At 61.4% G+C, this 23811-nt stretch carries 30 protein-coding genes and 1 riboswitch; of the genes, 20 read left to right on the forward strand and 10 right to left on the reverse strand.

What is annotated here, in order from left to right:
• Positions 1-187 precede the first annotated feature (187 nt).
• Positions 188-502, reverse strand: coding sequence for an L-lactate permease (locus CXQ93_RS03975; RefSeq protein WP_308470611.1), 315 nt, complete (start codon positions 500-502; stop codon positions 188-190).
• A gap of 271 nt (positions 503-773) precedes the next feature.
• Positions 774-1496: a FadR/GntR family transcriptional regulator gene (locus CXQ93_RS03980; protein ID WP_258068582.1), complete on the reverse strand. Its 723-nt coding sequence runs from the start codon at positions 1494-1496 to the stop codon at positions 774-776.
• Between the two features lie 273 nt (positions 1497-1769).
• Here CXQ93_RS03980 and CXQ93_RS03985 point away from each other — a divergent pair, with 273 nt between their 5' ends.
• A complete protein-coding gene (locus CXQ93_RS03985) occupies positions 1770-2180 on the forward strand; it encodes a LexA family transcriptional regulator (protein WP_258068583.1) in 411 nt (136 codons plus the stop codon).
• A gap of 185 nt (positions 2181-2365) precedes the next feature.
• Here the strand turns inward: CXQ93_RS03985 and CXQ93_RS03990 are convergent, their stop codons facing one another.
• The gene (locus tag CXQ93_RS03990) at positions 2366-3151 is read right to left on the reverse strand and encodes a sulfite exporter TauE/SafE family protein (RefSeq protein ID WP_104109222.1); all 786 of its coding nucleotides are present in this window, start codon (positions 3149-3151) and stop codon (positions 2366-2368) included.
• A 158-nt stretch (positions 3152-3309) separates the two neighbouring features.
• Here CXQ93_RS03990 and CXQ93_RS03995 point away from each other — a divergent pair, with 158 nt between their 5' ends.
• Both CXQ93_RS03995 and CXQ93_RS04000 read left to right on the forward strand, forming a co-directional pair.
• On the forward strand, positions 3310-4107 hold the full coding sequence (locus CXQ93_RS03995; RefSeq protein WP_104109223.1) for a hypothetical protein: 798 nt from the start codon (positions 3310-3312) through the stop codon (positions 4105-4107).
• A 2-nt stretch (positions 4108-4109) separates the two neighbouring features.
• A complete protein-coding gene (locus CXQ93_RS04000) occupies positions 4110-4808 on the forward strand; it encodes a DUF4166 domain-containing protein (protein WP_104109224.1) in 699 nt (232 codons plus the stop codon).
• A gap of 3 nt (positions 4809-4811) precedes the next feature.
• On the opposite strand, the gene CXQ93_RS04005 is transcribed toward CXQ93_RS04000, so the two are convergent.
• Entirely contained in the window at positions 4812-5279 is a 468-nt protein-coding gene (locus CXQ93_RS04005) for a hypothetical protein (RefSeq protein ID WP_146073157.1), read from the reverse strand.
• Positions 5280-5366: 87 nt separating this feature from the next.
• On the opposite strand from CXQ93_RS04005, the gene CXQ93_RS04010 reads away from it, so the two are divergent.
• The 10 genes from CXQ93_RS04010 to CXQ93_RS04050 all read left to right on the forward strand — a co-directional run bounded on the left by CXQ93_RS04010 (position 5367) and on the right by CXQ93_RS04050 (position 13625).
• Entirely contained in the window at positions 5367-5726 is a 360-nt protein-coding gene (locus CXQ93_RS04010) for a PadR family transcriptional regulator (protein WP_104109226.1), read from the forward strand.
• The gene (locus CXQ93_RS04015) at positions 5723-7093 is read left to right on the forward strand and encodes a hypothetical protein (RefSeq protein WP_104109227.1); all 1371 of its coding nucleotides are present in this window, start codon (positions 5723-5725) and stop codon (positions 7091-7093) included. Before CXQ93_RS04010 ends, CXQ93_RS04015 begins: the two co-directional genes overlap by 4 nt.
• A gap of 52 nt (positions 7094-7145) precedes the next feature.
• Complete coding sequence (locus CXQ93_RS04020; RefSeq protein WP_374953390.1) at positions 7146-7559, forward strand: DUF2332 family protein; 414 nt, start codon at positions 7146-7148, stop codon at positions 7557-7559.
• A 1177-nt stretch (positions 7560-8736) separates the two neighbouring features.
• Positions 8737-9207, forward strand: coding sequence for an NUDIX domain-containing protein (locus tag CXQ93_RS04025; RefSeq protein ID WP_104109229.1), 471 nt, complete (start codon positions 8737-8739; stop codon positions 9205-9207).
• Entirely contained in the window at positions 9204-9815 is a 612-nt protein-coding gene (locus tag CXQ93_RS21245) for a hypothetical protein (protein ID WP_308470602.1), read from the forward strand. Before CXQ93_RS04025 ends, CXQ93_RS21245 begins: the two co-directional genes overlap by 4 nt.
• Complete coding sequence (locus CXQ93_RS21250; protein WP_308470603.1) at positions 9802-10482, forward strand: DUF4113 domain-containing protein; 681 nt, start codon at positions 9802-9804, stop codon at positions 10480-10482. The genes CXQ93_RS21245 and CXQ93_RS21250 overlap by 14 nt, the downstream gene beginning before the upstream one ends.
• 56 nt (positions 10483-10538) lie before the next feature.
• The gene (locus CXQ93_RS04035; protein WP_181036044.1) at positions 10539-10979 is read left to right on the forward strand and encodes a DUF2809 domain-containing protein; all 441 of its coding nucleotides are present in this window, start codon (positions 10539-10541) and stop codon (positions 10977-10979) included.
• Positions 10980-11018: 39 nt separating this feature from the next.
• A complete protein-coding gene (locus CXQ93_RS04040; protein WP_104109231.1) occupies positions 11019-12128 on the forward strand; it encodes an FAD-dependent oxidoreductase in 1110 nt (369 codons plus the stop codon).
• 129 nt (positions 12129-12257) lie between these two features.
• Entirely contained in the window at positions 12258-13247 is a 990-nt protein-coding gene (locus tag CXQ93_RS04045; protein WP_104109232.1) for an LLM class flavin-dependent oxidoreductase, read from the forward strand.
• Positions 13248-13256: 9 nt separating this feature from the next.
• Positions 13257-13625, forward strand: a complete 369-nt coding sequence (locus CXQ93_RS04050; protein WP_104109233.1) for a VOC family protein — start codon at positions 13257-13259, stop codon at positions 13623-13625.
• Between the two features lie 43 nt (positions 13626-13668).
• On the opposite strand, the gene CXQ93_RS04055 is transcribed toward CXQ93_RS04050, so the two are convergent.
• A complete protein-coding gene (locus tag CXQ93_RS04055; RefSeq protein WP_104109234.1) occupies positions 13669-15141 on the reverse strand; it encodes an FUSC family protein in 1473 nt (490 codons plus the stop codon).
• Positions 15142-15214: 73 nt separating this feature from the next.
• On the opposite strand from CXQ93_RS04055, the gene CXQ93_RS04060 reads away from it, so the two are divergent.
• The gene (locus CXQ93_RS04060; protein ID WP_104109235.1) at positions 15215-15715 is read left to right on the forward strand and encodes a MarR family winged helix-turn-helix transcriptional regulator; all 501 of its coding nucleotides are present in this window, start codon (positions 15215-15217) and stop codon (positions 15713-15715) included.
• On the opposite strand, the gene CXQ93_RS04065 is transcribed toward CXQ93_RS04060, so the two are convergent.
• On the reverse strand, positions 15712-16641 hold the full coding sequence (locus CXQ93_RS04065) for an NAD-dependent epimerase/dehydratase family protein (RefSeq protein ID WP_104109236.1): 930 nt from the start codon (positions 16639-16641) through the stop codon (positions 15712-15714). The genes CXQ93_RS04060 and CXQ93_RS04065 overlap by 4 nt on opposite strands.
• A gap of 139 nt (positions 16642-16780) precedes the next feature.
• Between CXQ93_RS04065 and CXQ93_RS04070 the strand changes: the two genes are divergently transcribed.
• Entirely contained in the window at positions 16781-17473 is a 693-nt protein-coding gene (locus CXQ93_RS04070) for a TetR/AcrR family transcriptional regulator (protein ID WP_104109237.1), read from the forward strand.
• A gap of 71 nt (positions 17474-17544) precedes the next feature.
• Here CXQ93_RS04070 and thiE read toward each other — a convergent pair whose 3' ends face one another.
• Complete coding sequence (gene thiE / locus CXQ93_RS04075) at positions 17545-18225, reverse strand: thiamine phosphate synthase (RefSeq protein WP_181036045.1); 681 nt, start codon at positions 18223-18225, stop codon at positions 17545-17547.
• Between the two features lie 14 nt (positions 18226-18239).
• Positions 18240-18365: riboswitch (TPP riboswitch) on the forward strand.
• Between thiE and thiO the strand changes: the two genes are divergently transcribed.
• From thiO to CXQ93_RS04095, 4 genes are all read left to right on the forward strand, one after another.
• A complete protein-coding gene (thiO, locus tag CXQ93_RS04080) occupies positions 18360-19616 on the forward strand; it encodes a glycine oxidase ThiO (protein WP_104109703.1) in 1257 nt (418 codons plus the stop codon). Its footprint overlaps the riboswitch before it by 6 nt.
• 9 nt (positions 19617-19625) lie before the next feature.
• The gene (thiS, locus tag CXQ93_RS04085) at positions 19626-19865 is read left to right on the forward strand and encodes a sulfur carrier protein ThiS (RefSeq protein WP_104109238.1); all 240 of its coding nucleotides are present in this window, start codon (positions 19626-19628) and stop codon (positions 19863-19865) included.
• Between the two features lie 49 nt (positions 19866-19914).
• Complete coding sequence (locus CXQ93_RS04090; RefSeq protein WP_104109239.1) at positions 19915-20721, forward strand: thiazole synthase; 807 nt, start codon at positions 19915-19917, stop codon at positions 20719-20721.
• Between the two features lie 50 nt (positions 20722-20771).
• Positions 20772-21107 carry a 4a-hydroxytetrahydrobiopterin dehydratase gene (locus CXQ93_RS04095; protein WP_104109240.1) on the forward strand — a complete coding sequence of 112 codons (336 nt, stop codon included), beginning with the start codon at positions 20772-20774 and terminating at the stop codon, positions 21105-21107.
• A 91-nt stretch (positions 21108-21198) separates the two neighbouring features.
• Here CXQ93_RS04095 and CXQ93_RS04100 read toward each other — a convergent pair whose 3' ends face one another.
• The 3 genes from CXQ93_RS04100 to CXQ93_RS04110 all read right to left on the reverse strand — a co-directional run bounded on the left by CXQ93_RS04100 (position 21199) and on the right by CXQ93_RS04110 (position 22481).
• Positions 21199-21504: a hypothetical protein gene (locus CXQ93_RS04100; RefSeq protein WP_104109241.1), complete on the reverse strand. Its 306-nt coding sequence runs from the start codon at positions 21502-21504 to the stop codon at positions 21199-21201.
• 49 nt (positions 21505-21553) lie between these two features.
• A complete protein-coding gene (locus CXQ93_RS04105; RefSeq protein WP_062286840.1) occupies positions 21554-21778 on the reverse strand; it encodes a DUF3107 domain-containing protein in 225 nt (74 codons plus the stop codon).
• 64 nt (positions 21779-21842) lie between these two features.
• On the reverse strand, positions 21843-22481 hold the full coding sequence (locus CXQ93_RS04110) for a TetR/AcrR family transcriptional regulator (protein ID WP_256939664.1): 639 nt from the start codon (positions 22479-22481) through the stop codon (positions 21843-21845).
• Between the two features lie 107 nt (positions 22482-22588).
• Here CXQ93_RS04110 and moeB point away from each other — a divergent pair, with 107 nt between their 5' ends.
• Entirely contained in the window at positions 22589-23782 is a 1194-nt protein-coding gene (gene moeB, locus CXQ93_RS04115) for a molybdopterin-synthase adenylyltransferase MoeB (RefSeq protein ID WP_104109243.1), read from the forward strand.
• Positions 23783-23811 lie beyond the last annotated feature (29 nt).

Below are 23811 nucleotides of genomic sequence, written 5' to 3' on the forward strand. Positions count from 1 at the left end.
CACCTCGCTCACATCGCTGAAGGCATCGAAGATTCCGGCCACACCCGCCAAGAAGCCGCCTCCCTCCTCGCCGCACAATAAAGCGGGGCACTCATACGCGCAGAGGACCAGCCGGAAGTGGGTCCCTGTCTGAGGATTAACCTAATGGGGAGTGTGCGGGCCGGTGGCCCGCACACTCCCCATTAGGTTAATCCTCAGTAGGAAAAGCTGAAACTACGGCAGCATCCAGCCCAAGACGTGGGTGGACTGCAGGTAGGTAAGTGTGCAGACGTACATCACCCTTGCCGATCACGTCAAAGACACGGCCGTGGTCCTCGAACCGCCCGCTGAGCACTGTGACCTGGTAGAGCCAGACGGCCATGGTGACGATCCACAGCACCTGGAAGGCACCAAAGACCCCGCCCTGATTTGCGGACAGGAGCGCCAACCCGGCGGGCATCTTGAAGGCGACGATGACCGACCAGGCAACACTGTTGAGCGCCTGATCTGTGCTGGGGTGAATAGGTACACGGGGTTGCTCCGCGTCGACGGGCGACTAAAAGTTTATGGTCAGGCCTCTATGGTCGGGCCGCCATAATCCAGCGTAGATCTTCCGGAAAATGTGAGCCATTCACCTTGTGGTGACGGCTTGTTGTGGTGCGGGAGCCGCGCTTACTGGGCTCGACCGCAAGGCAGCGCACCTGAGGGCTGCCGTGCGGATCGCTTTCCTGGCTGCGCGGATGACGGAGGGTCCTGCGGCCGGACAGGCAGGGGATTCGCGCTTGGAAGTGTGGTTAGCTTCCATTCTCGATGAAGAACCATTCGATGTGCTCTCGAAGCAGCCGTCCGGCCATCTCGCCGTCGCGGGCAGTGACGGCGTCAAGGATGCCGTGGTGCTGGGCCCGCAGAGTCTCTGCAACAGGAAACCACTGTTCGTCCGTCGTGACGGAATTGCGTACATAATCCATGATGGAGAGGCGCAGAGAATCCATCATCGCGGACACTACGGCGTTGCCGGCCAAGGTGCTGAGGAGGACGTGAAACTGCGAGTCAAGGTCGTGGAATGCCTCGCGGTCAAGAGTAGTGTCGTCCATCAAGTGCAGGAGCTCGCGGGCTCGGGCCAGGGACGGTTCGTTGATCGGCATCTCACTCGCGGCCTTCGAGGCGGCCCACGATTCCATGAGGATCCGGGCCTCTACAATGTCGGCGACCGGCAGGTGCTGGCTCGCCACGTGTAGACGCAAGGTCGAGGATAGCCCCGCAGCGGGATTGGAGATCAGCACCGCCCCGGAGTTCGGCCCTGAACCGGTGGCTGTGCGCACAAGTCCCATGACGTCCAGGATGCGGATGGCGTCTCGCACTGAGGCTCGCGAGATCCCGTGCTGCTCTGAGAGGATGCGTTCCCCCGGGAGGCGGTCGCCGATCTTCAGCCGTCCGGCCCTCAGCTCAGCCTCGATGCTCGCCAAGACCGCCTCGTAGGCGCGCGTTCCTGCCGCTTTTTCCTTTTTATCAGTCACCGTTCCATCCTGCCACGGGCCCACATCCTTCACGGCATCACGCCGAGGGTGGCTCCCGTTCTGACGGTGTGGGTTGTGAGGGGGCGGTTGAGGCATGAGATGGCGTTTACTTTCATGTTCAGGCTTTTGACACGGACACGACCCTTGCTCTGCACCCCATTGTCCTGGGCCGGCAGCGCTTGACTGGGAGTGCTTGGCTCTGCAGTGCCGGGCGGCGCTAGGGTTCGCAGTGCTATGCTAAAGTCTCGAATCTTTGTACTAGGCGGTGGTGGTGTGTTTGGAGTAGATCCGGCGGCCCGCAAGCCGCCGAGTACGGACCCGACCGGTTTTGCCTCGCCCGCCCGCGACTATTTTGATGGCGGAATCGACCTCAATCGCCACCTCATTCGCGACCGCACCAGCACCTTCGTCATGCGCGTCGCCGGCGATTCCATGGCCGGTGCCGGGATTGCAAGCGGTGACGAGATCATCGTTGACCGCGCGCTGACCCCGCGCGACGGATCAGTGGTGGTTGCCGTCGTCGAGGGGGAGCTCTTGATCCGCCGTCTCATGAAGCACGACGGCGTCACCTCCCTCGCCACCCAGCCCGCCCAAGGCGCGTCCCCGGCGACCGCCGAGATGGTTGCGTTGAGCGGCGACGTTACGGTGTGGGGCGTTGTTACCCGGTGCCTGCACCACGTTTAAGGCGCTGCCCCACCATGGTTTGGATGCTGCGCTGCCAAGACCGGCTGCGCAGCCCCGCATGTGCATCCCCGGCAAGGGACACAGCGACTTGAGGCCATCGCTGACTCAAAGTGACTGGGACTGTCAATCAACATGCGACCATGCCGCAAGCTACTGAGTTCAATGATGAGCATCGTCGCCGGCGACTAGGGGAAGAAAATCATCTTCACGAGGGCCGCCGTTCCCACCACAATAATGGTGGCCCGCAGGGCGGTAGGAGGTAGCTTTCGGCCAAACCTGGCTCCGAAGAAGCCGCCCACAAGCGAACCGCAGGCGATCAGCGCGGTCACTCTCCAATCAATATGTTCCCCGGCCACGACGATGAAGGTGACAGCGGCAATGGCATTGACCGCAGTTGTGAGGGCATTCTTGACGGCATTGATTTGCTGCAGCGCAATAGTGGTCACGATGCTCATAAAGCCAACCAGCAAAATGCCTTGGGCGGCGCCAAAATAGCCGCCGTAGATCCCCAGCACAAAGATGCCCGCCAAGAGGCCAACCGAGCCTGCTGAAGGACCGGGAGAGGTGAGAATCCCCGCTGTGGCGAGGGCCCGGCGTCGTGCGGTTAGGCGTTGTAAAGCCGGGCCAAACGCCACCATCAGCAGCCCAAGAACAATGAGAATGGGGACTATGGTTTGGAACGCCGACGCCGGCAGAACCAGGAGCAGTAACGCCCCTGCCAAACCACCAATGGCCGACGCCGGGAGCAGCCGCAGAATCAGGGCTCGGTTCGGCGCCAATTCCTTGCGATAGCCCCATGTGCCGGACAGTCCACCGGCCACCAGCCCAATGTTGTTGGATATATTTGCCGTCAGTGGGGGATAGCCAAAGAGTAGGAGCACCGGAAACGTCACGAGGGTTCCGGAACCGACCACCACGTTGATCATTCCAGCCCACATGCCAGCGAGCAGAATGCCGCCCATTTCCAACATGCATTCCTCCTGTAGTGAAGTGCAGCCGCCAGCCAGTGCTCGACCGCACAGCCCCTATATTTCCACAACCGAAGGGACTGCTGGGAGGATGCGCCGCCGTCGAACTTTAGAAATTGCGGGTTGGAGGGAAAACGGTGTGACGGCTTTAGGATGGGGAAATGGGGAAAAATGTGGGGCGAAAGGAAGCCGCCCGCAAACCGATCTACGTTGAGATTCGCATGAGGGCTGCCTTGGAGCGGGTATGGGAGCTGAGTCAGAATCCGGAAGCGCACCCCCGCTGGGACCTACGCTTCTCACGCATCATCCCCGTTGATCAGGACGAGCAGGGACAGCTGCGTTTCCGCTACGAGTTTTTGCTGCCGATGCACACCATCAGGGGGACTGGGACCTCGCTTGGCCACCGGCACCGGGCGGATGGCCAAGCGACGTCGGTGCTGAAGTTCGATACCTCCGACTGGCTTTCACCGATTGGCCCTGGCTCCGGATATTGGCGCTATATCCCCACCGATGACGGCTTACGCTTCATCACTGGGTACAACTATCAGCCGGGCATGGGATGTGTGGGTAAGGCTCTGGATGCTCGCATCATTCGGCCGGTACTGGGCTGGGCAACGGCCATCAGCTTTGATCGCCTGCGGCTGTGGGCGGAATCGGACGTGGATCCGCAGGACTCACGCAACCGTTGGATCCTGGACGCCGGCAGCCGAGCAGGCGCGCTGCTGCTGGCCGGGGGACTGCTCCGCCGGGCGGTGGCTCAACACAGTCTTGGCACTGCAGCCCTCGGTGCGGCTGCCGTACTGGCATCCCTGGCAACACCGGCCCACTGGTCCGTGCCGCGCGCCGGCCGGTGCCTGCGACGTGCGCCAGATGAACGCGCAGCCCGCGCCCCGTCCGTGCTCGCCGGATTGCGGGAACCCGACCAGTCAGGCAATAGCCATCTGGCAGACAAGGAATAGACATGGCCTCAATCTTTGAAATAACCCTCGGCGAAGATTTCCAACGGCTGCATCCCATGATGCAGAAGCGCTTTGGCGTGGACGTGGAGGCCGGCTACGCCTGTGTCGGCACGGGCGTTTTCTCCGAAGTGCGCCGTGGTGCCTGGTGGACGGTGCCGTTCTTGCGCTTCGGCGCCTTTCGCAACATCCTGTTCCCCGATCAGGGGGACAACATTCCCTTCACGGTGGAGAATTACCCCTATGTAGACGGATTTGGCCGGCCCACCGTCACCTTTGTGCGGACTCTGGACGTGCCCAGTGTCAGGGGTGGACGGGCGAAGAAGCGACGGTTTGACGCCACCATGGTGCACAGCAAAGAGCGCGGCGCGATTGTTGACTACCTTGGAACCCACCAGCATCTGGCCACCGATCTGGTCCTAGACGTCCTCGATGACGGTTCCCTCCACTTGCAAACCACCGGCCAGCGCTTCTATGAGGGGCCTGTGGTCTTCAACTTTCCGGCCATTGGCACAGGAACTGCCGACCTTTACGAAAGCTACGATGACGCCCGCGGTGTCTACACCGTCCAGATGCAGGTGCGGAATCCCTACTTTGGCTTCCTCTTCGGCTACAAGGGGGAGTTCACGTGTGAGTTTCCAGCCATCGGGGGAGATGATGTTCCGGTCCATCTCAAGCCGGTGCGCGAAGAAATTCGAGAATAACTCTTACCCCGGTTGCGTACCAACCGTGGTCATAAGCCATGCGCCGTCGGACTGCTCTGCGTGCCAAATTTGGGTATGCCGGTACTCAGCGTTCACGGCACCATCCGCGCAAAAATCGATGGCCGACCTGTCAACGGAAATGCGCTTGACCTTGCTGCCCTCGGCAAACAGCAGCCACTGCACGGAATCAGTCGACGAGGTGTTGAGCCCCCGCGCTGCCTTGGTGAACGGCTCCGGAACGTCATTGGTATCGCTGTAGGGGCACGCGAGGAACATGGCATCCCACTGCGCAGTGGGAGCGCCGGAGCCTTCCCCCCGCGGCAAGGTGAATTGCCCGCCCTGGGCTTGTTTTGCGACGGCGTCTTGAAAAGTGGGGTTGTTGGTGCATCCGGTGAGGGCCGCTCCCAGCAAGAGTATGGCGGCGGGGATTGCCCATTTCGACGGCGCAGGCGCCATAGGTGCAAGACTCATGCTTCGAGACTAGTTGCAACTGCCGGCGCAAGCAGACGGCGATACTTCATCTTGCTTCATATTCCCACTGTGGGTATATTGGCGGTCATGAATGAGAATACGTTTTGGATCCTCACGGCGCTCGCAGGCGGTCGGCAGCACGGATATGCCATTCTGCGTGACGTTGAATCGCTAACTGCCTCGAAGGTGTCATTGCGGGTGACGACGCTCTACGCCTCGCTCGAGCGTCTGGAACGGGACGGACTGGTTCGCCGGGCCGGCGAGGAAATAGTCGATGGCCGCGCCCGTCGCTACTACGAACTGACGGACGATGGTGTCCAGGGGCTGACGGGGGAGACGGAGCAGTTGGCTGTCAGGCTGAGGGCTGCGAAAAAGCGGCTGGCAGCAGCTCGTCCGGCACCCATTCGCCCGGCGCCGGCAACCATGGCGTGGGGGTTTGCCGGATGAACGGTGCAACGCGTCGGAAGTATGCGCGGCTTTTACACTGGTATCCGAAGGTCTGGCGTGACGAGCATGGCCGCCTGATGCTGGACACTCTCGAGGAGCACGCAGCCGATCGTGCCGTAGCACGGCCGTCCGTTGCCGAGGCCTGGTCCATCAGGGCTCACGGACTGGGTGAACGGGCCACGAACCGTTGGGCAGTGATTGCCGCAACCTTTTCGCTGGTGGTGTTCATTGCTGCTACCGCAATCCTGTTGAGCGACGCGATGATGTTCCCGGGTGCTGGTGCATTGCGAATCGCGTTGGCGGTCTTCATGGGCCCTCTCGCACTTGCTGTTGCTGGTGTGATCCTTCTTCACCGAAGAGGCCAGTTGTCCGCACCGGCTTCGCTGTGTGCGGTAGCGGGTGCCGGGCCTGCCTTTGCCATGACAGCGCTGGCAGCAGCGAGCTGGTCCCTTGGCTTCGACGAAGCCGATGCAGGAGGGACCCGCACTTGGTTTGGCTCGGCAACATTCCTGTTTATCCTGATGGGGTGGTTCTTCGGCACTGTTTCCCTCCTAGCTCCTGTTGCTTCAGTGGTTAAAAGACGACTCCCTTCCCTCATTCGGCTGCTGCTGATCGGGACGCTGGCGGCATTGCTGGCCATTGTTACCGGAATTATGGTGGTAACGGGGCAAATTTTGGGCGGCCTGGGAGCTGCCGTGGTGCTCCTGATGGCTTTGCTGGCCGGTCGGCCTGCGCCACCGTCGGAACGACCAGAGGTTGAGCAGGTAATCAAGCAAGCTGTCCGCCCGGACAGCCCTGCGGTGTTGACCCGTAGCAGTTACACCAAGATTTGCAGGGCGGCACTGTTGGCGCTTGTGGTGGGCATAGGGTGCGCCGCTTTCGCGCTCACCGGCAGTCTCTGGGTGCCCGGAGTCAGGGATTCCAGCCATGCCATGAATCTCGGGTTGGCGGCCGGCGCGCTGGCAGCCATGCTCGTTGTCATCGCGTTGGCGATGGTGCTCAGACCGCGTTTTGGCACGATCATGCGGTGGTCGGCCCTGCTGCTCTGTGCTGGCTTGGCTATGGAATCTGCTGCCCAGATCGCCGGAGCTGGCCATTCGCTGCAGTGGCCGTTGACACTTCTTGCTGCTGTGCTGGCCGGTTTTGCCGTTGCAGTTCCGATCGCACGCTTTGTATCTGCCAAGCCCCCGGTGCGCATCGCAGTGGCCATGGCCCTCGGTTTGGCGGCGGCCATGCCCGGGATCATGATTGTGACTGCGGCTGCGTTCATTGCGCCGGTCGCTGCCGTTGCGCTAGCCGTGTGGTCATGGAGGCGGCTGTCCGCTGGGCGGCGGGCTGCAGGACCGCAGCTGGCCAGTATCCAGTGACGGCCCAACGCTGTCCTGTGTAGTCCACGGCCAACCAACACTTCCCGCCGCTCTGCCAACAACCGCCTGGCGAGGTGGGATCGATCTGAATCCTCTCGACGTTCAGGACACTGATGCGATGGCCTGGCTAACGAACCTTGTCTGGCCCGAGCAAGAAGATCGCCGCCTGAGACTCGAAGCAGCCATCACCATCGCCCGCCATGATCCGCCCCACCTCGAACGCGGAAACATTCTCACCGATCTGCGAAAGCACGTCGACGTTGCAGCACAATTCCAGTCTCTTTTGATGGAACTCGTTGAAAAAGGCGTTTGTCGCTGGGTATCCAACGAAGGCAAAAAAGTCCTACCCGAGATCACCGCGACCGGACCATCCGTACCAGTAGATCGCCCGACATTCGTCCTCGCACTCGATGGACAAGCCCTCGCCTGGACACACGGCCACGGAGCCTCACTGACCTGGCTATGACACACCTTGAGACAAACCATCAATTGCCGCCTCGTGAAACCGTCCCACAGGAGGTTCCTTCAGTGGCCATTCGTCCTGCCTGCCGATTTCTCCGCCACCCCAAGGCGGCGCGGTGACATGTGACACACTGAGGCTATGAGCGGTAAATATTTCACTCGTGTCGCGGCAGCATTCTTGGTCGTCGTTGCCATGACTGGCTGTACCTCCGGCCCGCCATCCGGAAGTGTTGAAGTCGAAGTTCGCGCTATGCGGCCCGGAGCTCAAGGTGGCTCTTACGAGGTGAAAATCATTGGCCCTGATGGAGACTTAGCCGATGCGCAAGAAGTCGCAGCGGGCTCCACTTACGGCATCGAAGGTATCCCCTTTGGTTGGGTCTCAGTCGAGGCAACGTCAGGGTGCACAGCTAAGACAGAGCTGACTTCAGAGTCGCCCACGCTGCGAATGGTAATAGACGGGGAAAACTGCACTCTCTCTGATTAGCCCATTCGATCACTCGTCTAGACCGCCGCTTCATCTGACTTCCAGCGACAGCTATCGGAATCTCAGTGCCCTCAAAATGTTTCATTCGAGCGCCCTGTCCAGCAGATGGTTCCCCTGAGGGACGCCCGGAACATCAACTTTCCCGGGGTCCTGCCCCAATCGATCGCACAAATCATGGCTTGCACGAGAACGAACGGCTAGAGACGATGCCCAGCGTTGTGGGTGGACGCGACACTTGGTAGAGCTGATCGAGAGAAAAATCAGCTTTGAGAACTCCCGCCAGTATTTTGAAGTAAGGCGAACTTGATTTGATCCGAGAGATTTAACCCAGGCGCATGGATTTGCTGGATGACGATGAGCTACTAGCGCTGCATAAGCGAGTACTGCGGGCCCGCATTTAACACGCCAAGAACTATCGTCGTTGCGCCTCAGCCGGGGTGGCCGAGGAAGGCGCACGCGGAAACGCCGGACATCAGGCATCCCTCTTGGATTATGAAAGCGCAGGCTTCCTCGCAAGTCGCAAACGCCCAGAGGTAGGCAAAGCGAGATTCAAAATAGCCAGAAGTCAACATTGTCAGGAAACGGTTACGTCGAGGGTGCAGCAATGCCTCGCACTTCGCTTGCTACCAACCCCTAAAGTTTGGGAACATAGATTCGAAAGCTAAATGTAGCCACAGTATCCAGCGAGGAACCGCGCATGAGTGAACGATTCGCCTTGATTCCCGCCAGCTATGTCATTTTCCGCAGCGGTACCCAGGTGCTGCTCCAGCTGCGTCAAGGAACTGGATACATGGACGACCATTGGGCCGCCGCTGCCGCGGGCCACATGGAAGCCGGCGAATCAGCGGAGGCTGCTGCAGTGCGCGAGGCTCATGAAGAGCTTGGTGTGCGGATCGCTATCGAAAACCTGGTTCCCCTGACGGCCATGCACCGTTCCCAAGCTAACGGTCCCGCCTTGGCACAAAGGGTGGATTTCTTCTTTAGCTGTGAACTGTGGGTTGGCGAGCCGCGCATCATGGAACTGGACAAAGCTGCAGACCTCCGATGGTTCGAACTCGATGAGCTGCCAGCCCAGGTGGTTCCGCATGAGCGATTCGTTCTTGAGCGTCTGACGGCCAGACTCCCTCCGATCGTCAGCTTCGGGTATGAACAGTGGGAAGCACCGTGAGTAACAACCACATCGCCCTGGTGGACGTCAACAACTTTTATGTCTCCTGCGAGCGGGTCTTTGACCCAAAGCTGGAAGGCCGGCCCGTCGTCGTACTCTCCAACAATGACGGCTGTGTCGTGGCACGTTCTGCAGAAGCGAAGGAACTGGGGATCAAAACGGGTGCGCCGTGGTTCCAGATCCAGGGGCAGGCCAAGGCATGGGGGTTGGTGGCGCGTTCGAGTAACTATGAACTGTACGGGGATTTGAGCGCTCGAGTCATGGAAGTCGTAGGTCGCTTTGGCACCTGGCAGGAGGTTTACTCGATCGATGAATCGTTCGTGGGGCTGGTGGGGGAGCCGGCACAACTACAAGCTGCCGGACGCGATATTCGGGCCGCCGTCATGCGCCATGTGGGTGTGCCGGTATGTGTTGGTATCGCGTCGACAAAGACGCTGGCCAAGTTTGCGAACCGGATCGCCAAGCAGAATCCGGGACTGGGCGGGGTGTGTGCGCTTGAATCGATGCCGGAGGGGCATGTGGACGGGATCCAGCAGCGGGTACCGGCCTCGGGGGCTTTGGGGCGTGGGCGGGAAAATCTCGGACCGGTTGAAGATGATGGGCATTGAAACCATCGCCGATCTCAAGGCCGCGGATCCGGCCCTGATCCGCAAGAAATTTTCCGTGGTGCTGCAGCGCACCGTCATGGAGCTCAATGGGACCGAGTGCATTCCGCATGTGGAGGAGCGGGTGGACAAGCAACAAATCATGTTCTCACGCAGCTTCTCCGAACCCGTCACCACGGTGGCTGGCATGGAGGAGGTTATGGGGGTCTATGCCCAGCGGGGCGCCGCCCGGCTCAATGAGGAAGGGCTGCGCGCTGCCATCATGACAGTCACGGCCGGAACCAGCCGATTCGCCGCGGCGGAGGGCAGCTTCCCCGCGTCCACCATCCGTTTTGCCACACCCACTCAGGACCCCATTGTGCTGGTCCGTGCAGCCGTGGCCGCCATCAGGCAGAGCGCCGTGGCCGGGGCTTCCTACCTACGTGCCGGGGTAATGTTCAGTGGACTGGAACCGGCGTCCGGCGCAGGAATGCTGGATGTCTTTGGTGCAGGGCAGGCGCAGCCGGAGGTGGGTGGCGTCATGGGCGAGGTGCGCAGCAAGTTCGGCAACGCAGCCATCGGGATCGGAATCGGCGGCCTGGCAGTTGCCCCGCAATGGACCATGAAGCGCGGGCTTGCCTCACCCCGCTACACCACCGAGTGGAAGGACCTGCCGGTGGTGCGGGCCTAGGCCGTCCAGGACGTCGACGCGGGCCCTGAATGCAGCCCGCCACTAGACTCGAGCCCATGACACTTGTGAAAACCACCAAGTCCCGGCGCTTGGCGCTGTCCTTCGCTGCCACCGATGTCATCATTCTGGGCCTGGTGATTCACTTCTTTGTTCCGGGCGACTTTGCCAGCCTGATCGCCGACGCGCTCTACACCGTGATGGTTTACCTGGTGCTGGCCGTGATCCTGCCCCGCGCCAAGCGAGCATGGCTGGCGCTCGCAGCCTTCAGCCTCAGCGCCGTCATTGAGCTGTCCCAGCTGACGGGCGTGCCCGAACAACTCGCGGTGAGTTTCCCGCCGTCGCGCTTGATCTTTGGCACCACCTTCTCCGCGCTGGACCTGGTGGCTTACGCCGCGGGTGCTGTGGCGGTGTTCTACGCGGACACCATTTTGTCCGCGCGACTGTCCTCACGCCTGTCCGCGAGCGGCACCCAGTGGCGTCCAACACAGCCGGAATAGCCCTCCTCCATCACCAGTTGGAGCTCGTAGGAGGCAAAAATGCTCGATGTGGTGGTTATTGGTGCTGGTCAGGCCGGTCTTTCGGCTGCGTATTACCTTGCTCGGCACGGGCTTGTTGCCGAAACGGATTTTGTGGTCCTCGATGCCAATCCGGCCCCCGGCGGCGCGTGGCTGCACCGTTGGCCCTCGCTTACTCTGGGTGGTGCCCACGGCATCCACGATCTCCCCGGCATGAAACGCCCTCCCTCAGACCCTCGCGAGCCTGCCTCCGCCGTGGTCTCGCGCTATTACGGCAGCTACGAGAAAACCTTTGACGTTCCCGTTCACCGGCCCGTGAAGGCGCTGGGAGTTCGCCCCTTGGTGGCTGACTCCGCCATGCTCTTTCCCGAGGACGACGGCGGCCTGCCCACCGACATTGCCGGCCCGCCTCTTGTGGTGGAAACGGACCGCGGATCCTACGAAACCCGCCTGGTCATCAATGCCACCGGGACGTGGGATAAGCCCTACTGGCCGCACTATCCGGGCAAAGATGTCTTTACTGGCCGGCAGCTGCATACTCACGATTTTCGTTCCGTGACCGAGTTCGCTGGGCAACGTGTTTTGGTGGTTGGGGGAGGGACTTCGGCTGTTCAGTTCCTCCTGCAACTCGCTGAAGCAGGCGTAGAAACAGCCTGGACTACCCGAAACCCGCCGGAGTTCACCAGCCGGGAATTTGACCCCGACTGGGGCCGTGACGTTGAGCGCAAGGTCAATGAGCGCACAGCTGCGGGGCTGCCACCGTTGAGTGTTGTGGGGGTGACAGGTCTTCCGCTAACCCAGCAGTATCGCGACGGGATTGCCGCCGGCACCCTGGTTTCCCGCGGGCCGCTGCAAGGACTCACACCGTCAGGTGCCGTTTTTGCGGATGGCACCACTTTTGCGGCGGATGTTGTTCTCTGGGCCACCGGATTCAGGGCAGCCCTGGACCATCTGGCACCCCTGAAACTGCGTGAACCCGGCGGCGGCATCATCATGGACGGCGTGAAGGTGGCCCGTGAACCACGCCTGCTCATGGTGGGCTACGGCGCTTCCGCGTCCACGCTCGGCGCCAGCCGAGCCGGCCGGGCCGCGGCCTTGGCCGCCCTCGACCGATTGAGCGTTCCCGTTTAGCGAGTCGGCCGGCGAGCATGCACTCCGGCCGTCATGTCCATGCCAGTGATGCGGCTCAAGCTGCTGGTGGAAATATCCCGACGCACTTGGCAGTTGGCGCAAGTAAGACCCCTTTGAAAGGCACTACCCATGACACTTCCCCTTTCCATCCTTGATCTGGCCCACGTAGGCGATGACGGCATTGCCGAAAGTTTCCGTGCATCCGTTGAGCTGGCGCAGAAGGCGGAGGAGTGGGGCTACAAGCGGATCTGGTTCGCCGAGCACCACAACATGCCCTCCATCGCGTCCTCGGCAACGAGCGTTTTGATCGCCCACGTGGCTGCTCACACCAAGTCCATCCGGCTGGGAGCTGGTGGCATCATGCTCCCTAACCACTCGCCGTTGCAGATCGCTGAACAGTTCGGCACGCTGGAGACCTTGCATCCGGGACGCATTGACTTGGGGTTGGGACGCGCCCCCGGCAGCGACCAAAACACCATGCGCGCGCTGCGCCGCGACCCCATGGCTGCGGACACCTTCCCCTCTGACGTGCAGGAGCTACAGGCTTACTTTGCCGGCCAGACCCGTATTTCCGGGGTCAATGCTTACCCGGGCAAGGACACCAATGTGCCGCTGTACATCCTGGGCTCGTCTCTGTTTGGTGCCCGACTGGCCGCCGCTCTGGGGTTGCCCTACTCCTTCGCATCGCACTTTGCCCCGCAGGCACTCGAAGACGCTGTGCGGATCTACCGCCGCGAATTCAAGCCATCCGAGTTCTTGAGCGAGCCGTACGTGATTGCCGGCGTCAACGCCATTGTGGCCGACACCCAAGAAGAAGCAGACAAGCTGGCCCTAGATGCCCGACGTCGCCGGGTGGTTTCCCTGGTAGGCCGCGGTCAGACATTCACGGAAGCCGAAATGGATCTGTTGCTGGATTCACCAGCCGGCCAGCAGGTCACCACCATGTTCAGGTACGCCGCCATTGGGACGCCGTCCGTTGCCCGTGACTACTTGGCGGAGTTCGCAACCGTGGCCGACGCCGACGAGCTCATCGTGGCCACGCAGGTCACAGACCGTGCGGCCTGGATCCGCAGCTTTGAATTGCTCGCAGGGGTTATGGAGCTGACGCCTTCGGTGTAGCCTCCAACCATGGCAATTGCACAGCACCCCAGCGTGGTCATTGACTGTCCCGACGCGTCCAGCTTGGCCAATTTCTATGCTGAACTGCTCGGTTGGGACATCATCGGCAAGGATGGCTGGATCGACATTCGGCCAGCGGATGGCAGCAACACCATTTGCTTTCAACAGGTCAATGAGGGCTACCAGCCACCTGTCTGGCCGGGCCAAGAGCACCCACAACAAATGCATTTGGATTTTGTGGTTGCTGATTTGGACGCCGGTGAGCTCGAAGCCCTGCGCTTGGGCGCCACCAAAGCGCAGGCGCAGCCCGGGACCAGTTTTAGGGTTTTCCTGGATCCGGCCGGCCACCCATTCTGTCTGTGTTCCTCCCAATCCTGAGGGACACGAGTCAGCGTGGACCTTAGGGTTTAGGACTTAGGACTTAGGACTTAGGGCCGTCCGTGCTGGTGGGGATGTGCTGGCGGTCTGAGCGGGAGATGCTGACGGCTGCGACGATGGTACCAATCACCACGCCCACCAGAGTGTCTGCCACGCGGCTCAAGGCGGCCTCCGGGCCCAGAGTTGTCCCCAGCCCTGTCATGATGAGCGCCATGGGTGTTACAGCGATGGTGGTCAACGTGTAGTTCTTGAGGACTAGCAGTTCCGCCAGTACCTGGAAAATAATGACAAGAACCACTGAGGGCCAGAAGCCCAGGGCCAACGATAGAATCCCTACGGCCACGATGGCGCCAATCACATTACCCACTAGGCGTTGGATACTGCGCTGCACCGTGGTGGCGTAACTCAAACCCTGGAGAGCGGCAATGGCACCCATGGTGGCCCAGAGGGGATGCTCCAAACCAAGTCCGACGGCGGCCCAACCTGAGAGTGCGGCGGCTGCGGCCATGCGGAGAGCTTGATGAATGCCGGCTCTGGCCGTCAGCTCGGCTTTGGCGCCTTCCCAGAACCCCTTGGGCACGAGGTTTCGAGTGGATGCTGTGGCAGGAACGTCGGGAGTTTGTGGTGCCGAAACTGTGGGGATGCCGTGGATCTTGCGCAGCTGCGATTCGTGCTGGACCAAACGGATGAAGGCTTCCGAATAGGAGCCGTCGCTAGAGGATTCAAAGAGCGTCAGCGCAGCCTCGGCTTCATCCAGCAAGAGGTGCAGTTGGTCCGCGTTTTGGCGCAGGCTCACCGAACGCGAGTGAGTCGCGCGGAACGTCCCGGAGCTCACTGTCACCGATTCCCGGGCCGAGCGCAAGCTGGCCTTGGCAGCGGTACGGAGGGGACCGGCGTCGTCCGCTTCTAAGGCAACAACATTGGCGATGGCTCGCGCAACAGCTAGACGTGAGGGTGCCAAGGGTACCCAGAGCGCCGGTGCCATGGCCGCGAGCCAACCAACCACCACCCCGATGATAATGGCGACGATGGGCCCGAGCATGGCAGCGTAGCTGTGCGTGTACCCCGAACCGGCGCCGGCCGCGAACACCAGAATGACGGCACCGGGGCCGGAAATGCGGAAGGCCAAGAAAATGTGAGCGGCAAGGCCTGCGAGCACGGACAGGACCAGGATTTGAATCATCATGGGCACGTTCGCAGCACCGAGGAGGGTGCCAATGACCATGGCGATGACCATGCCGACGCCCACAATTGTCATCATGCGTCCCAGTCGGCGGTACGGCTGATAGCGGCCAAATGCGCTGGTCAGGGCCCCGAGGGCGGCCATTCCGGCAAGTTGTGGCTGACCCAGTAAACCGCCGGCGATGAGCACCAGGGTGGCCGCGATTCCGACTTTGATGGCCGTGGTGAAGATGGCATCGGCCGGGCGCATGGCAAAGGCGCCCCGCCAGGCGGAGCTTGAGAGCGGGTGGGCCAATGCGGTGCCCGTATGGCGGAATCGGGGGTTGGAAATCATTCTTCAAGTCTACAATCTATTTTACTAGTAAAATAGATCTGAAATGTGTGAGTGTTGTCTCTAGACTGGTTCCATGAAAGCAGATGCGATGGATTTTGTTGATCGGGCACGGCAGGGGTGGGAATCCTCACGCCCGGATCTGGACGTTGCCAGTATCGAAGTTATGGGCCGCATCGGGAGAATTGGGGCACTGGCAGCCCATCACGCTGGCCGCGCCTTGCAGTCAGCGGAGATAACCCGGGCAGAATTCGATGTCATGTGCACCCTGGCCCGCGGTGATGGCCCCCTGCGCGCCAGTGAAGTTACCGCAGCCACCATGCTCAGCAGTGCCTCCACCACTAAAAATGCCGAACGTCTGGTCCAGCGGGGACTCATTGAGCGGCTGCCGTGGGAACGTGATGGGCGCGTAGTTTTGATGCAATTGACGGCAAAGGGCAATGCGCTTATTGACCGAGAGTTCCCGCGCTTCCTAGAGGCCGATGCGGCGATGCTGGCCGGGCTGACCGTCAAGGAGCAAGCGCAATTGGCCACGCTACTGCGCAAGGTGGCCCTGGCGGTGGAAGCAATCGCCTAACTCTGGTTTCGCCACCATCTGATCGTTGCTGTGGCGGCTAAATTCAGCGGCGTGGGGGAGAGGTGGAGGATTTTCTGGCTCGCCGTTGAGTCCATGACGAACGGTTGCTGAAACTGATACAACATCTCCGCCAGTTCCCGCATTTGCGGTGAGACGATTCCGGCAGACTTGACCACCCAGCTGGGAATGGCGCCAATGGAGAGGGTTGGCACGCCCGCGGCGGCGGCAAATGCCTGAGCCAACTCACGCTGGGTCAGCGCCGGCAGTGTGGGTGCATGCAGAACCGCGTTCCACGCTTGGGGAGTTTCGGCGGCCCGAATCATCGCCGTAGCCAAATCTGGAACGTACGTGAAAGAGTGCGGGATGTCTGCGCTGCCCATGACCTGGACGCGTTTTCCCGCCAAAATCAGCGGCACCATGCGGTCACCAGCGTGGGCGGTGCGCACGCTCGGTCCAAAGAAATCCGAAGCCACCATGCTCACGGTCCTCGTTTCCGAGGCGGCGCGCGCGGCCAGCAGCGCTGTCCTAACCCCACGCTTTCCATGAGTGGCAAGCCTTGGGCTGTCTTCCGTCATGACTGTCTCTGGGGAGCTGTAGGAGTAGAGGCTTTCCGGGAAAACCACGACGGCGTTCACCACGGCTGCCGCCTCCAATACCCTGCGTTCGGCGCGAGGTAGCTCTTCACTCCATGATTTTGCGGCGTACTTGGAGCCGTGAATGCAATGAAACACTGAGTCAGCTCCGTCCAAAGCCGAGCTCAGGGGTGCTGCTTGGCTGACGTCAACCCGCAGCCGTTCAATGAGTGGATGCTCCGGGCCGGAACCGGAGCGGGTCAGTAGCCGGACGCGATGTCCGGCGTCCGCGAGTTGTGTTGCAATGGTGGCGCCGACGGGGCCTGCCCCTGTGACGACTTTGATGGGTTCCATGATTGAGTATGCTCCTTGGTTTCACTGCATTGAAGTGAGAGCGCTGCTCTCACTTCAAGCGTGAGGGGTCGCCGAGATTAAGTCAAGAGCACTGCTCACTTAAGTTGACGGTGGTCTCGATTATGATCAGACTGGAGTCATGACGCAAACACCGCGGGAACGCGCACGCCAGCAAACCATGGTGGAAATTGTTGCCATTGGCCGTAGTCATTTGGAACTCCATGGCGCAGCCGGACTGTCCCTTCGGGCTGTGGCGCGCGATCTGGGCGTGGTGTCATCGGCTGTCTACAGGTACGTCAAGAACCGCGACGAACTGCTGACACTGCTGGTGGTGGACGGCTATAACGCACTCGGCGACGCCGTCGATGCGGCGCTGGAGGATGTCTCAGCCGAGGATTTCAAGGCTCAGTTCCGGGCCACCGGACGGGCTGTTCGGGAATGGGCGTTGGCTGAGCCGGCCCGCTACGGACTGCTTTTTGGGTCACCAGTTCCGGGCTATGAGGCGCCAGCGGAACAAACCATGACGCCAGGAACTCGAGTGGTCACGCGGCTGGTTTTGATCCTGGACGCGGCCTATGCAGCCGGTATGCTCACCGGCCGCGAGCAGGTGATTGATCCACGTCTGAGCGCAGACTTTGCCGCGATCCGCCAGGACCTGGGCGTGACCATGGACGATTCTGCCCTCGCGGCCGGGGTTTTGGCCTGGACCTCGCTCTTCGGTGCCGTCAATTTTGAGGTCTTTGGCCAATACGGAGCGGACACTTTCAGTACGCCAGCCGGACTTTTTGAGTCCCACCTTGATGGCATTGAATCGATGGTCGGCCTGCGCTAGTGAGCGGCGTGAGAGGTTGGGTGGTTGCTTGAGTGGCTGCGCCACCTCCCCAGCGCCGACCGTCACGAGAGTTACCCCAGCGCAGGCAAACGGGAGAGCAACGCCGCAGCGGCCGACGTCGGATCTTCAGCGTGGGTAATGGCCCGCACCACCACAATCCGGGAGGCGCCGGCAGCCACCACCTGATCGACGTTGGACAAATCCACCCCGCCAATGGCAAACCACGGCTTGGTGGTCCCCAGCGCGGCGGCATGCTCCAGCAGGGACAGGCCCACGGCGGCCCGGCCCGGCTTGGTGGGGGTGGCCCAGAGTGGACCAACGCAGAAGTAGTCGGCGTTGGGATCGGTGGCGGCGGCAGAGACTTGAGCCAGATCATGGCTGGAGAGACCCATGAAAACCGAGGGGCCCACCAGGGAACGCGCTGCCGGCAGCGGCAGATCCTTCTGGCCAATGTGGAACACGGGTGCCCCGCTCAACGAGGCAATATCGGCACGGTCATTGACGGCCCAGAGTTTGCCGAATTCTTGCGCTACGGACTTCAAAACCGCCAACAATTCCAGCTCCTGTGCCGCCTCAATGGACTTGTCACGAAGCTGGATGATGTCCACGCCACCGGCATAGGAGGCCCGCAGGAAATCGGCAAAATCGCCCTGTTCGGTGCGCGCGTCCGTGCACAAATACAGCCGGGCACTTTGTAACGTTGGCGTGGACAAGGTGGTGGTGGCTGCGGGGATAGCAGAAGTTTGGCTCATATCTCATAGACTAATGCAGTACCGCGGGAGCCAGTGAAGCTGGCTGAGAGGGCGCCGACTGCGCCGACCGAATGACGCCCCAGGTGGGCGTGTAACCTGATCCGGATCATGCCGGCGTAGGGAAGGAGAAACATTTGAGCGCTCTTGTGCCCGAAATTTTGACCACCGAAGTGGCCGTCATTGGTGGCGGAATCATTGGCCTCGGTATCGCGTGGGAAGCCCAACGAGCCGGCCATGCCGTCACCGTCATTGACCCTGCTCCCGCAACTGGAGCCACCTTTGCAGCGGCCGGAATGCTGGCCCCGGTCAGTGAGCTGCACTACCAGGAAGATGCCCTGCTGGAGTTGACGCTGGCCTCGGCGGCGCGCTGGCCAGCGTTCGTGGCCTCCCTTCCTGCTGGTCTGCCTACAGGGTTCAACACCTCCCCAACCCTGGTGCTGGGCGGGGATCCGGGCGACCGCCAAGCATTGTCTGATCTGCGTGACGTCCAACTGCGCCACGGTTTGGAGGTTTCGCAGCTGAGCATCCGGGAAGCCCGTGCGCTGGAGCCGCTGATTGGCCCCCAGATTTCCTGTGCCTACAAAGTGGAACAGGACCACCAAGTTGATCCGCGTGTCCTTGCGAAGACACTCCGGGCGGCGTTGCTGGCGAGTGCACGTGTCAGCGGTTCATCGGCGCCAATCTACATAGAGCAAGCCGTCACATCCCTGGTCCATCAGGATCCTGACAACACTCACTCGCCGGTGACCGGTGTGTTGCTGGCCGATGGCCGGGAGATCCACGCGCGGGAAGTTATTGTGGCCAACGCGCTGGGTTCGCCCACCTTGGCAGGCCTGCCGGACGGGCTAAACCTGCCCATCCGCCCCGTATACGGCGACATCCTGCGCCTCCGCGTTCCGGAGAATCTGCGCCCACTTACCACTGCCACCGTTCGCGGGTTGGTGCGTGGACTACCGGTGTATATAGTTCCGCGCGAGGACGGCACCGTGGTGATCGGTGCTACCAGCCGTGAGGATCACAACGCTGGCGTCAGTGCCGGGGGAGTGCACCAACTATTGCGTGACGCCCAGGTGCTGTTACCCGCCGTGGCTGAACTGGAGCTCCTTGAATGCACTGCCCGTGCCCGCCCCGGAACTCCGGACAACGCGCCACTGCTGGGCCGCGTTTCTGGATCCGACGGGCGGGACATTCCCGGACTCATCATTGCCACAGGCTTCTTCCGGCACGGCGTTTTACTGACCCCCATTGCCGCGACCATTGTGCGCCAATTACTGGGCAACATCACGGACCTAGCGTGGGAAGCGTTCCGCCCGGACCGCTTTTCACCCACACTTCGCCCGGCGCACACCGCTGGCACCACATCCGGCCCCACCACCGGCCACACCACTTAGGAGCAAGCCATGAACACTATCAACCTCAACGGTGCCACCGAGTCTCATCCGGAGGGAACCACCGTGGCCCATCTCGTTGCTGCCGTGACAGGGAGGGAACTGTTGCCTACAGGGCAAGCGGCCGACGGCGGGCGGCTCGGCGTTGCTGTTGCCCGCAACCAGGAGATTGTGCCTCGCAGCCAGTGGGCCGCCACCGCCGTGGAACATCAGGACGCCTTGGAAATTGTCGCCGCGGTACAAGGCGGCTGAGCCGCCTTTCTGGATTCCCCTCCCGCACCAACGACTGAAAGTGAACGTCATGACAGAAACAAAAACACTGACCCGCAATGACGCCTTGGTGATTGACGGGGTGGCTCTGAACTCCCGCCTGATCATGGGCACCGGGGGCGCGCCCAGCCTGAGTGGTCTGGGCGCTGCGCTCATCGCCTCCGGCACCGAGCTGACCACCGTGGCCATGCGCCGGTACTCCGTAGATGAGGCAGCCGGCGGGGGCACCAACTTGTTCAAGCTGCTGTTGGAAAACAACATCCGTGTGCTGCCCAACACCGCTGGTTGCTTCACGGCGCGCGAAGCGCTCATGACGGCCGAGCTGGCCCGGGAAGCCCTGGAGACGGATTGGGTGAAGCTGGAGGTGGTGGCGGATGAGCACACCCTGCTGCCTGATGCTCTGGAATTGGCCGAGGCCACCGAGCAGCTGGTCAACCGCGGCTTCAAGGTCTTTGCCTACACCAACGACGATCCCGTGCTGGCGCTACGCCTGGAACAGCTGGGGGTTGTGGCCGTCATGCCGTTGGGAGCTCCTATCGGCACCGGCCTGGGCATTCTGAATCCGCACAACATTGAGCTCATTGTTTCCCGTGCCTCCGTACCCGTGGTGCTCGACGCCGGGATCGGCACGGCCTCGGATGCCGCCTTGGCGATGGAGCTAGGGTGCGACGCCGTGCTGTTGGCCACCGCCGTCACCCGGGCGCAGAATCCGCTGCTCATGGCTGAAGCCTTTAAACACGCGGTCATCGGTGGCAGACTGGCCTCACAGGGTGGCCGCATTCCCAAGCGGGCGCATGCTTTGGCCTCATCGGCAATGGCTGGCCGCCCCGACTTATAGGGCCTGGGCGTGGGGACCAAGGCGTGTGGAACCGCTGAAAGGAAACCCTCATGGCTGCCCCCGATGATGTGCTGACCCGGACCCGCATCGATATAGAACTTCAATCGCTGCCCCAATGGCGTGACCTTGGTGACCTGCGTACGGTACTGAAATGTCCGACGTCGGCCGGAGCCTTGGAACTCTTCGCCGCCATTGGGGAACTCGCCGAAAAGGCCAACCACCACCCGGATGTGGACTGGCGGTACGACACCTTGTTCATCGCCACCAGCTCGCATGATGCAGGCGGGCAGATCACCGCCCGCGACATCGCCTTGGCCCGGGCAATCTCGAACGCGGCGCAGCGTGCAGGGGCCGTGGCCAGGCCTGAGCTGATCCGCAGAACCTGATGACGGGTTTTCGCGACACTTTGACGTTTTCGCTAGGGTTCAAACAACGGCGAAAACGTCAAAGTGCAGTGAAAACCGGCAGTGCATTTGATTAGTGCATTTGCAGGATCGCGGTGCTCCGTTCCACCTGCCGGGCGTGACGGGAACGGCCCACCAGCCCTGCAGTGGCCCAGGCAGCAGCGCCGCCCACAACAATGGAGAGAATCCATGGGATCCACGCGGTGGCGCTGTCCGCATCCAGGCCCACCGTCATGGTCAGAATCCACACCAGAAGCGAGGCGGCTATGGCAGCACCTGCGGGCAGAACCGCGCCGAACGTGGCACGGTTTTTGTCCACGGCCCAAGCGATCGCACCGAAAGCGCCGGCAATGAGGGCAATAATGACCAGGGCAACCATGGAAATTCCGTCTCTATGAGTCTGGATCGAAGGGACTGCGAAAGGGGTGTTAGAGTGCGCCGAATCCTACGCTGCGGGCCTTCTCGCCACCGAGTTCAACGTATCCCAGAGCATTACCGGGAACAATGATCATGCGGCCCTTTTCGTCTTTAAGACGCAGTTCGGTGCCCTTGGCCAGCGCCTCGGAGACCTGATTGGCGACCTCTTCTGAGCTCTCATCGGATTCAAGGACGATCTCGCGGTTGACGTTCTGGATGCCGATCTTAATTTCCACAGTTATCTCCTTGGCGCACACGTACTAATAGATGGATATAGCAACCACTCTAGGGGCAGTCGCCTCAGGTTTCCTTGGGGAACCGACTAATTCCGCGCCAAGCTAAACGGTAGATCAGATCGCTGGCCACATCGAGGTCCAAATCGCCGCTTTCTTCCAACCAGTAGCGGGCGCTCACCTGGGCCATTCCGGCCAGAGCCCGGCCCAGCAACGTTGCCTCAATAGGTGGCAGCTTGGTGTCCTCGGCAATGACAGCACTAATAGCGTCGGCGTAGTTGGCGTTGAACTTCTCCAGGCGAGCAGCCACCTCGACGTCGTTGACAAGATCGGATTCAAAGACCAGCCGGTGGGCCTGGTCGTCTTTGGCCATGAACTGGAAGTAAGCCTTCATGGTGGCCTGAACGCGCAGATTGTTATCCGTTGTGGAGCTTAAAGCCGCCAGCAGCATGGTGGTCAGCCCCTCCAGATGGCTGTCCAGCAGGGCCAAGTACAGTTCCCGCTTACTGGGAAAATGCTGGTACAGCACCGGCTTGCTCACTTTTGCGGTCTCAGCAATCTCGTCCATGGCCGCACCGTGATAGCCGTGAGTGACGAACACTTCTAGGGCCGAGGCGAGCAGCTGGGCGCGGCGTTCGTCACGCGGCATGCGGCTCGGTTGCGTCCGCTGGACGGGACGTTCCTTCGCGGCGGGATCCAAAGTCATGACAGCTGCCTTTCCCTCCGGTGCCCGGGCTGGTGCACGGAGCGGTTTGTGTCATTCTACCGGCCGGTAACGAGCCATACGGCACAAGCGGGACTAGATTAATAGCTATGGTTTCCTTGATTCAGCCCAACCTCGTCACCAAGCCTTCAACGCAGCTGACATTGCCTCCCCTCGTGGAGCCCGGTCCGCCGCTGGAAGCAGCGGAATTGGAGCGATATTCACGCCACGCGCTGATCCCCGAAATTGGGCTGGAAGGTCAGCGCCGGCTGCGTAATGCGCGCGTGTTGGTGATAGGTGCAGGTGGGTTGGGATCCCCGGCCTTGCTGTATTTGGCGGCTGCCGGAGTGGGCACACTGGGCATCGTGGACGACGACAGCGTTGAGTTGAGCAATTTGCAGCGGCAAGTCATCCATGGCGTGTCGGACATTGGCCGCACCAAGCTCGAATCCGCTCGCGATTCCATTCTGGAACTGAATCCCGGTGTCAATGTGGTTCTGCATCAGCTCCGGCTCGATTCCTCCAACGCACTGGACCTTTTTGGTGATTATGACGTCATTTTGGACGGCGCGGACAACTTCGCCACCCGCTACCTGGTCAATGACGCCGCAGCGCTCCTCGGCAAGCCCTATGTGTGGGGTTCAATCCTGCGCTTCGACGGGCAAGTCAGTGTCTTCTGGGATAAATTCGGCCCCAACTACCGTGACCTTTACCCCGAGCCACCGGCACCCGGCACTGTCCCGTCCTGTGCAGAGGGCGGCGTTTTTGGCATGCTGTGCGCCTCGATCGGGGCCATGATGGTCACCGAAGCCGTGAAACTTATCACCGGGATCGGCCAAACCCTCCTGAGCCGGCTCCTCATTTTCGACGCCCTCACCGCCCGCTGGCGTGAAATCCGGATCTCCAAGGACCCCGCCGCGCCACCCATCACCGAACTCATTGACTACGAGATTTTCTGTGGACTTTTCCCTGCCGAGAAGAACGACGGCGACCTCATCTCCGCGACGCAGCTCGCCTCACGCTTGGCCCGCCGAGAGAGCGGTGAGGAAGATTTTGTGCTGGTTGACGTGCGCGAGCCAGTGGAATTTGAGATTGCCCGGATCCCCGGGTCTGTCCTCATACCTCTGGCTGGCATCCGTGACGGGTCCGCGCTGGGAGCGTTGCCGCAAGGCGTTCCGCTGATCCTGCATTGCAAGGCGGGCACGCGCTCGGCTCAAGCGTTGGCGAGCCTGCGCGCGGCCGGTTTTGCCGACGTCGTACATCTTGACGGTGGGATTGACGCCTGGGCTGCTAACGACAAATAGGGCGCAACGGAGTACATTGCGGGCTAAGA

The sequence above is a fragment of the Arthrobacter sp. N199823 genome, assembly GCF_002929705.1.
In the GTDB taxonomy this organism is placed as follows: Bacteria; Actinomycetota; Actinomycetes; order Actinomycetales; family Micrococcaceae; genus Specibacter.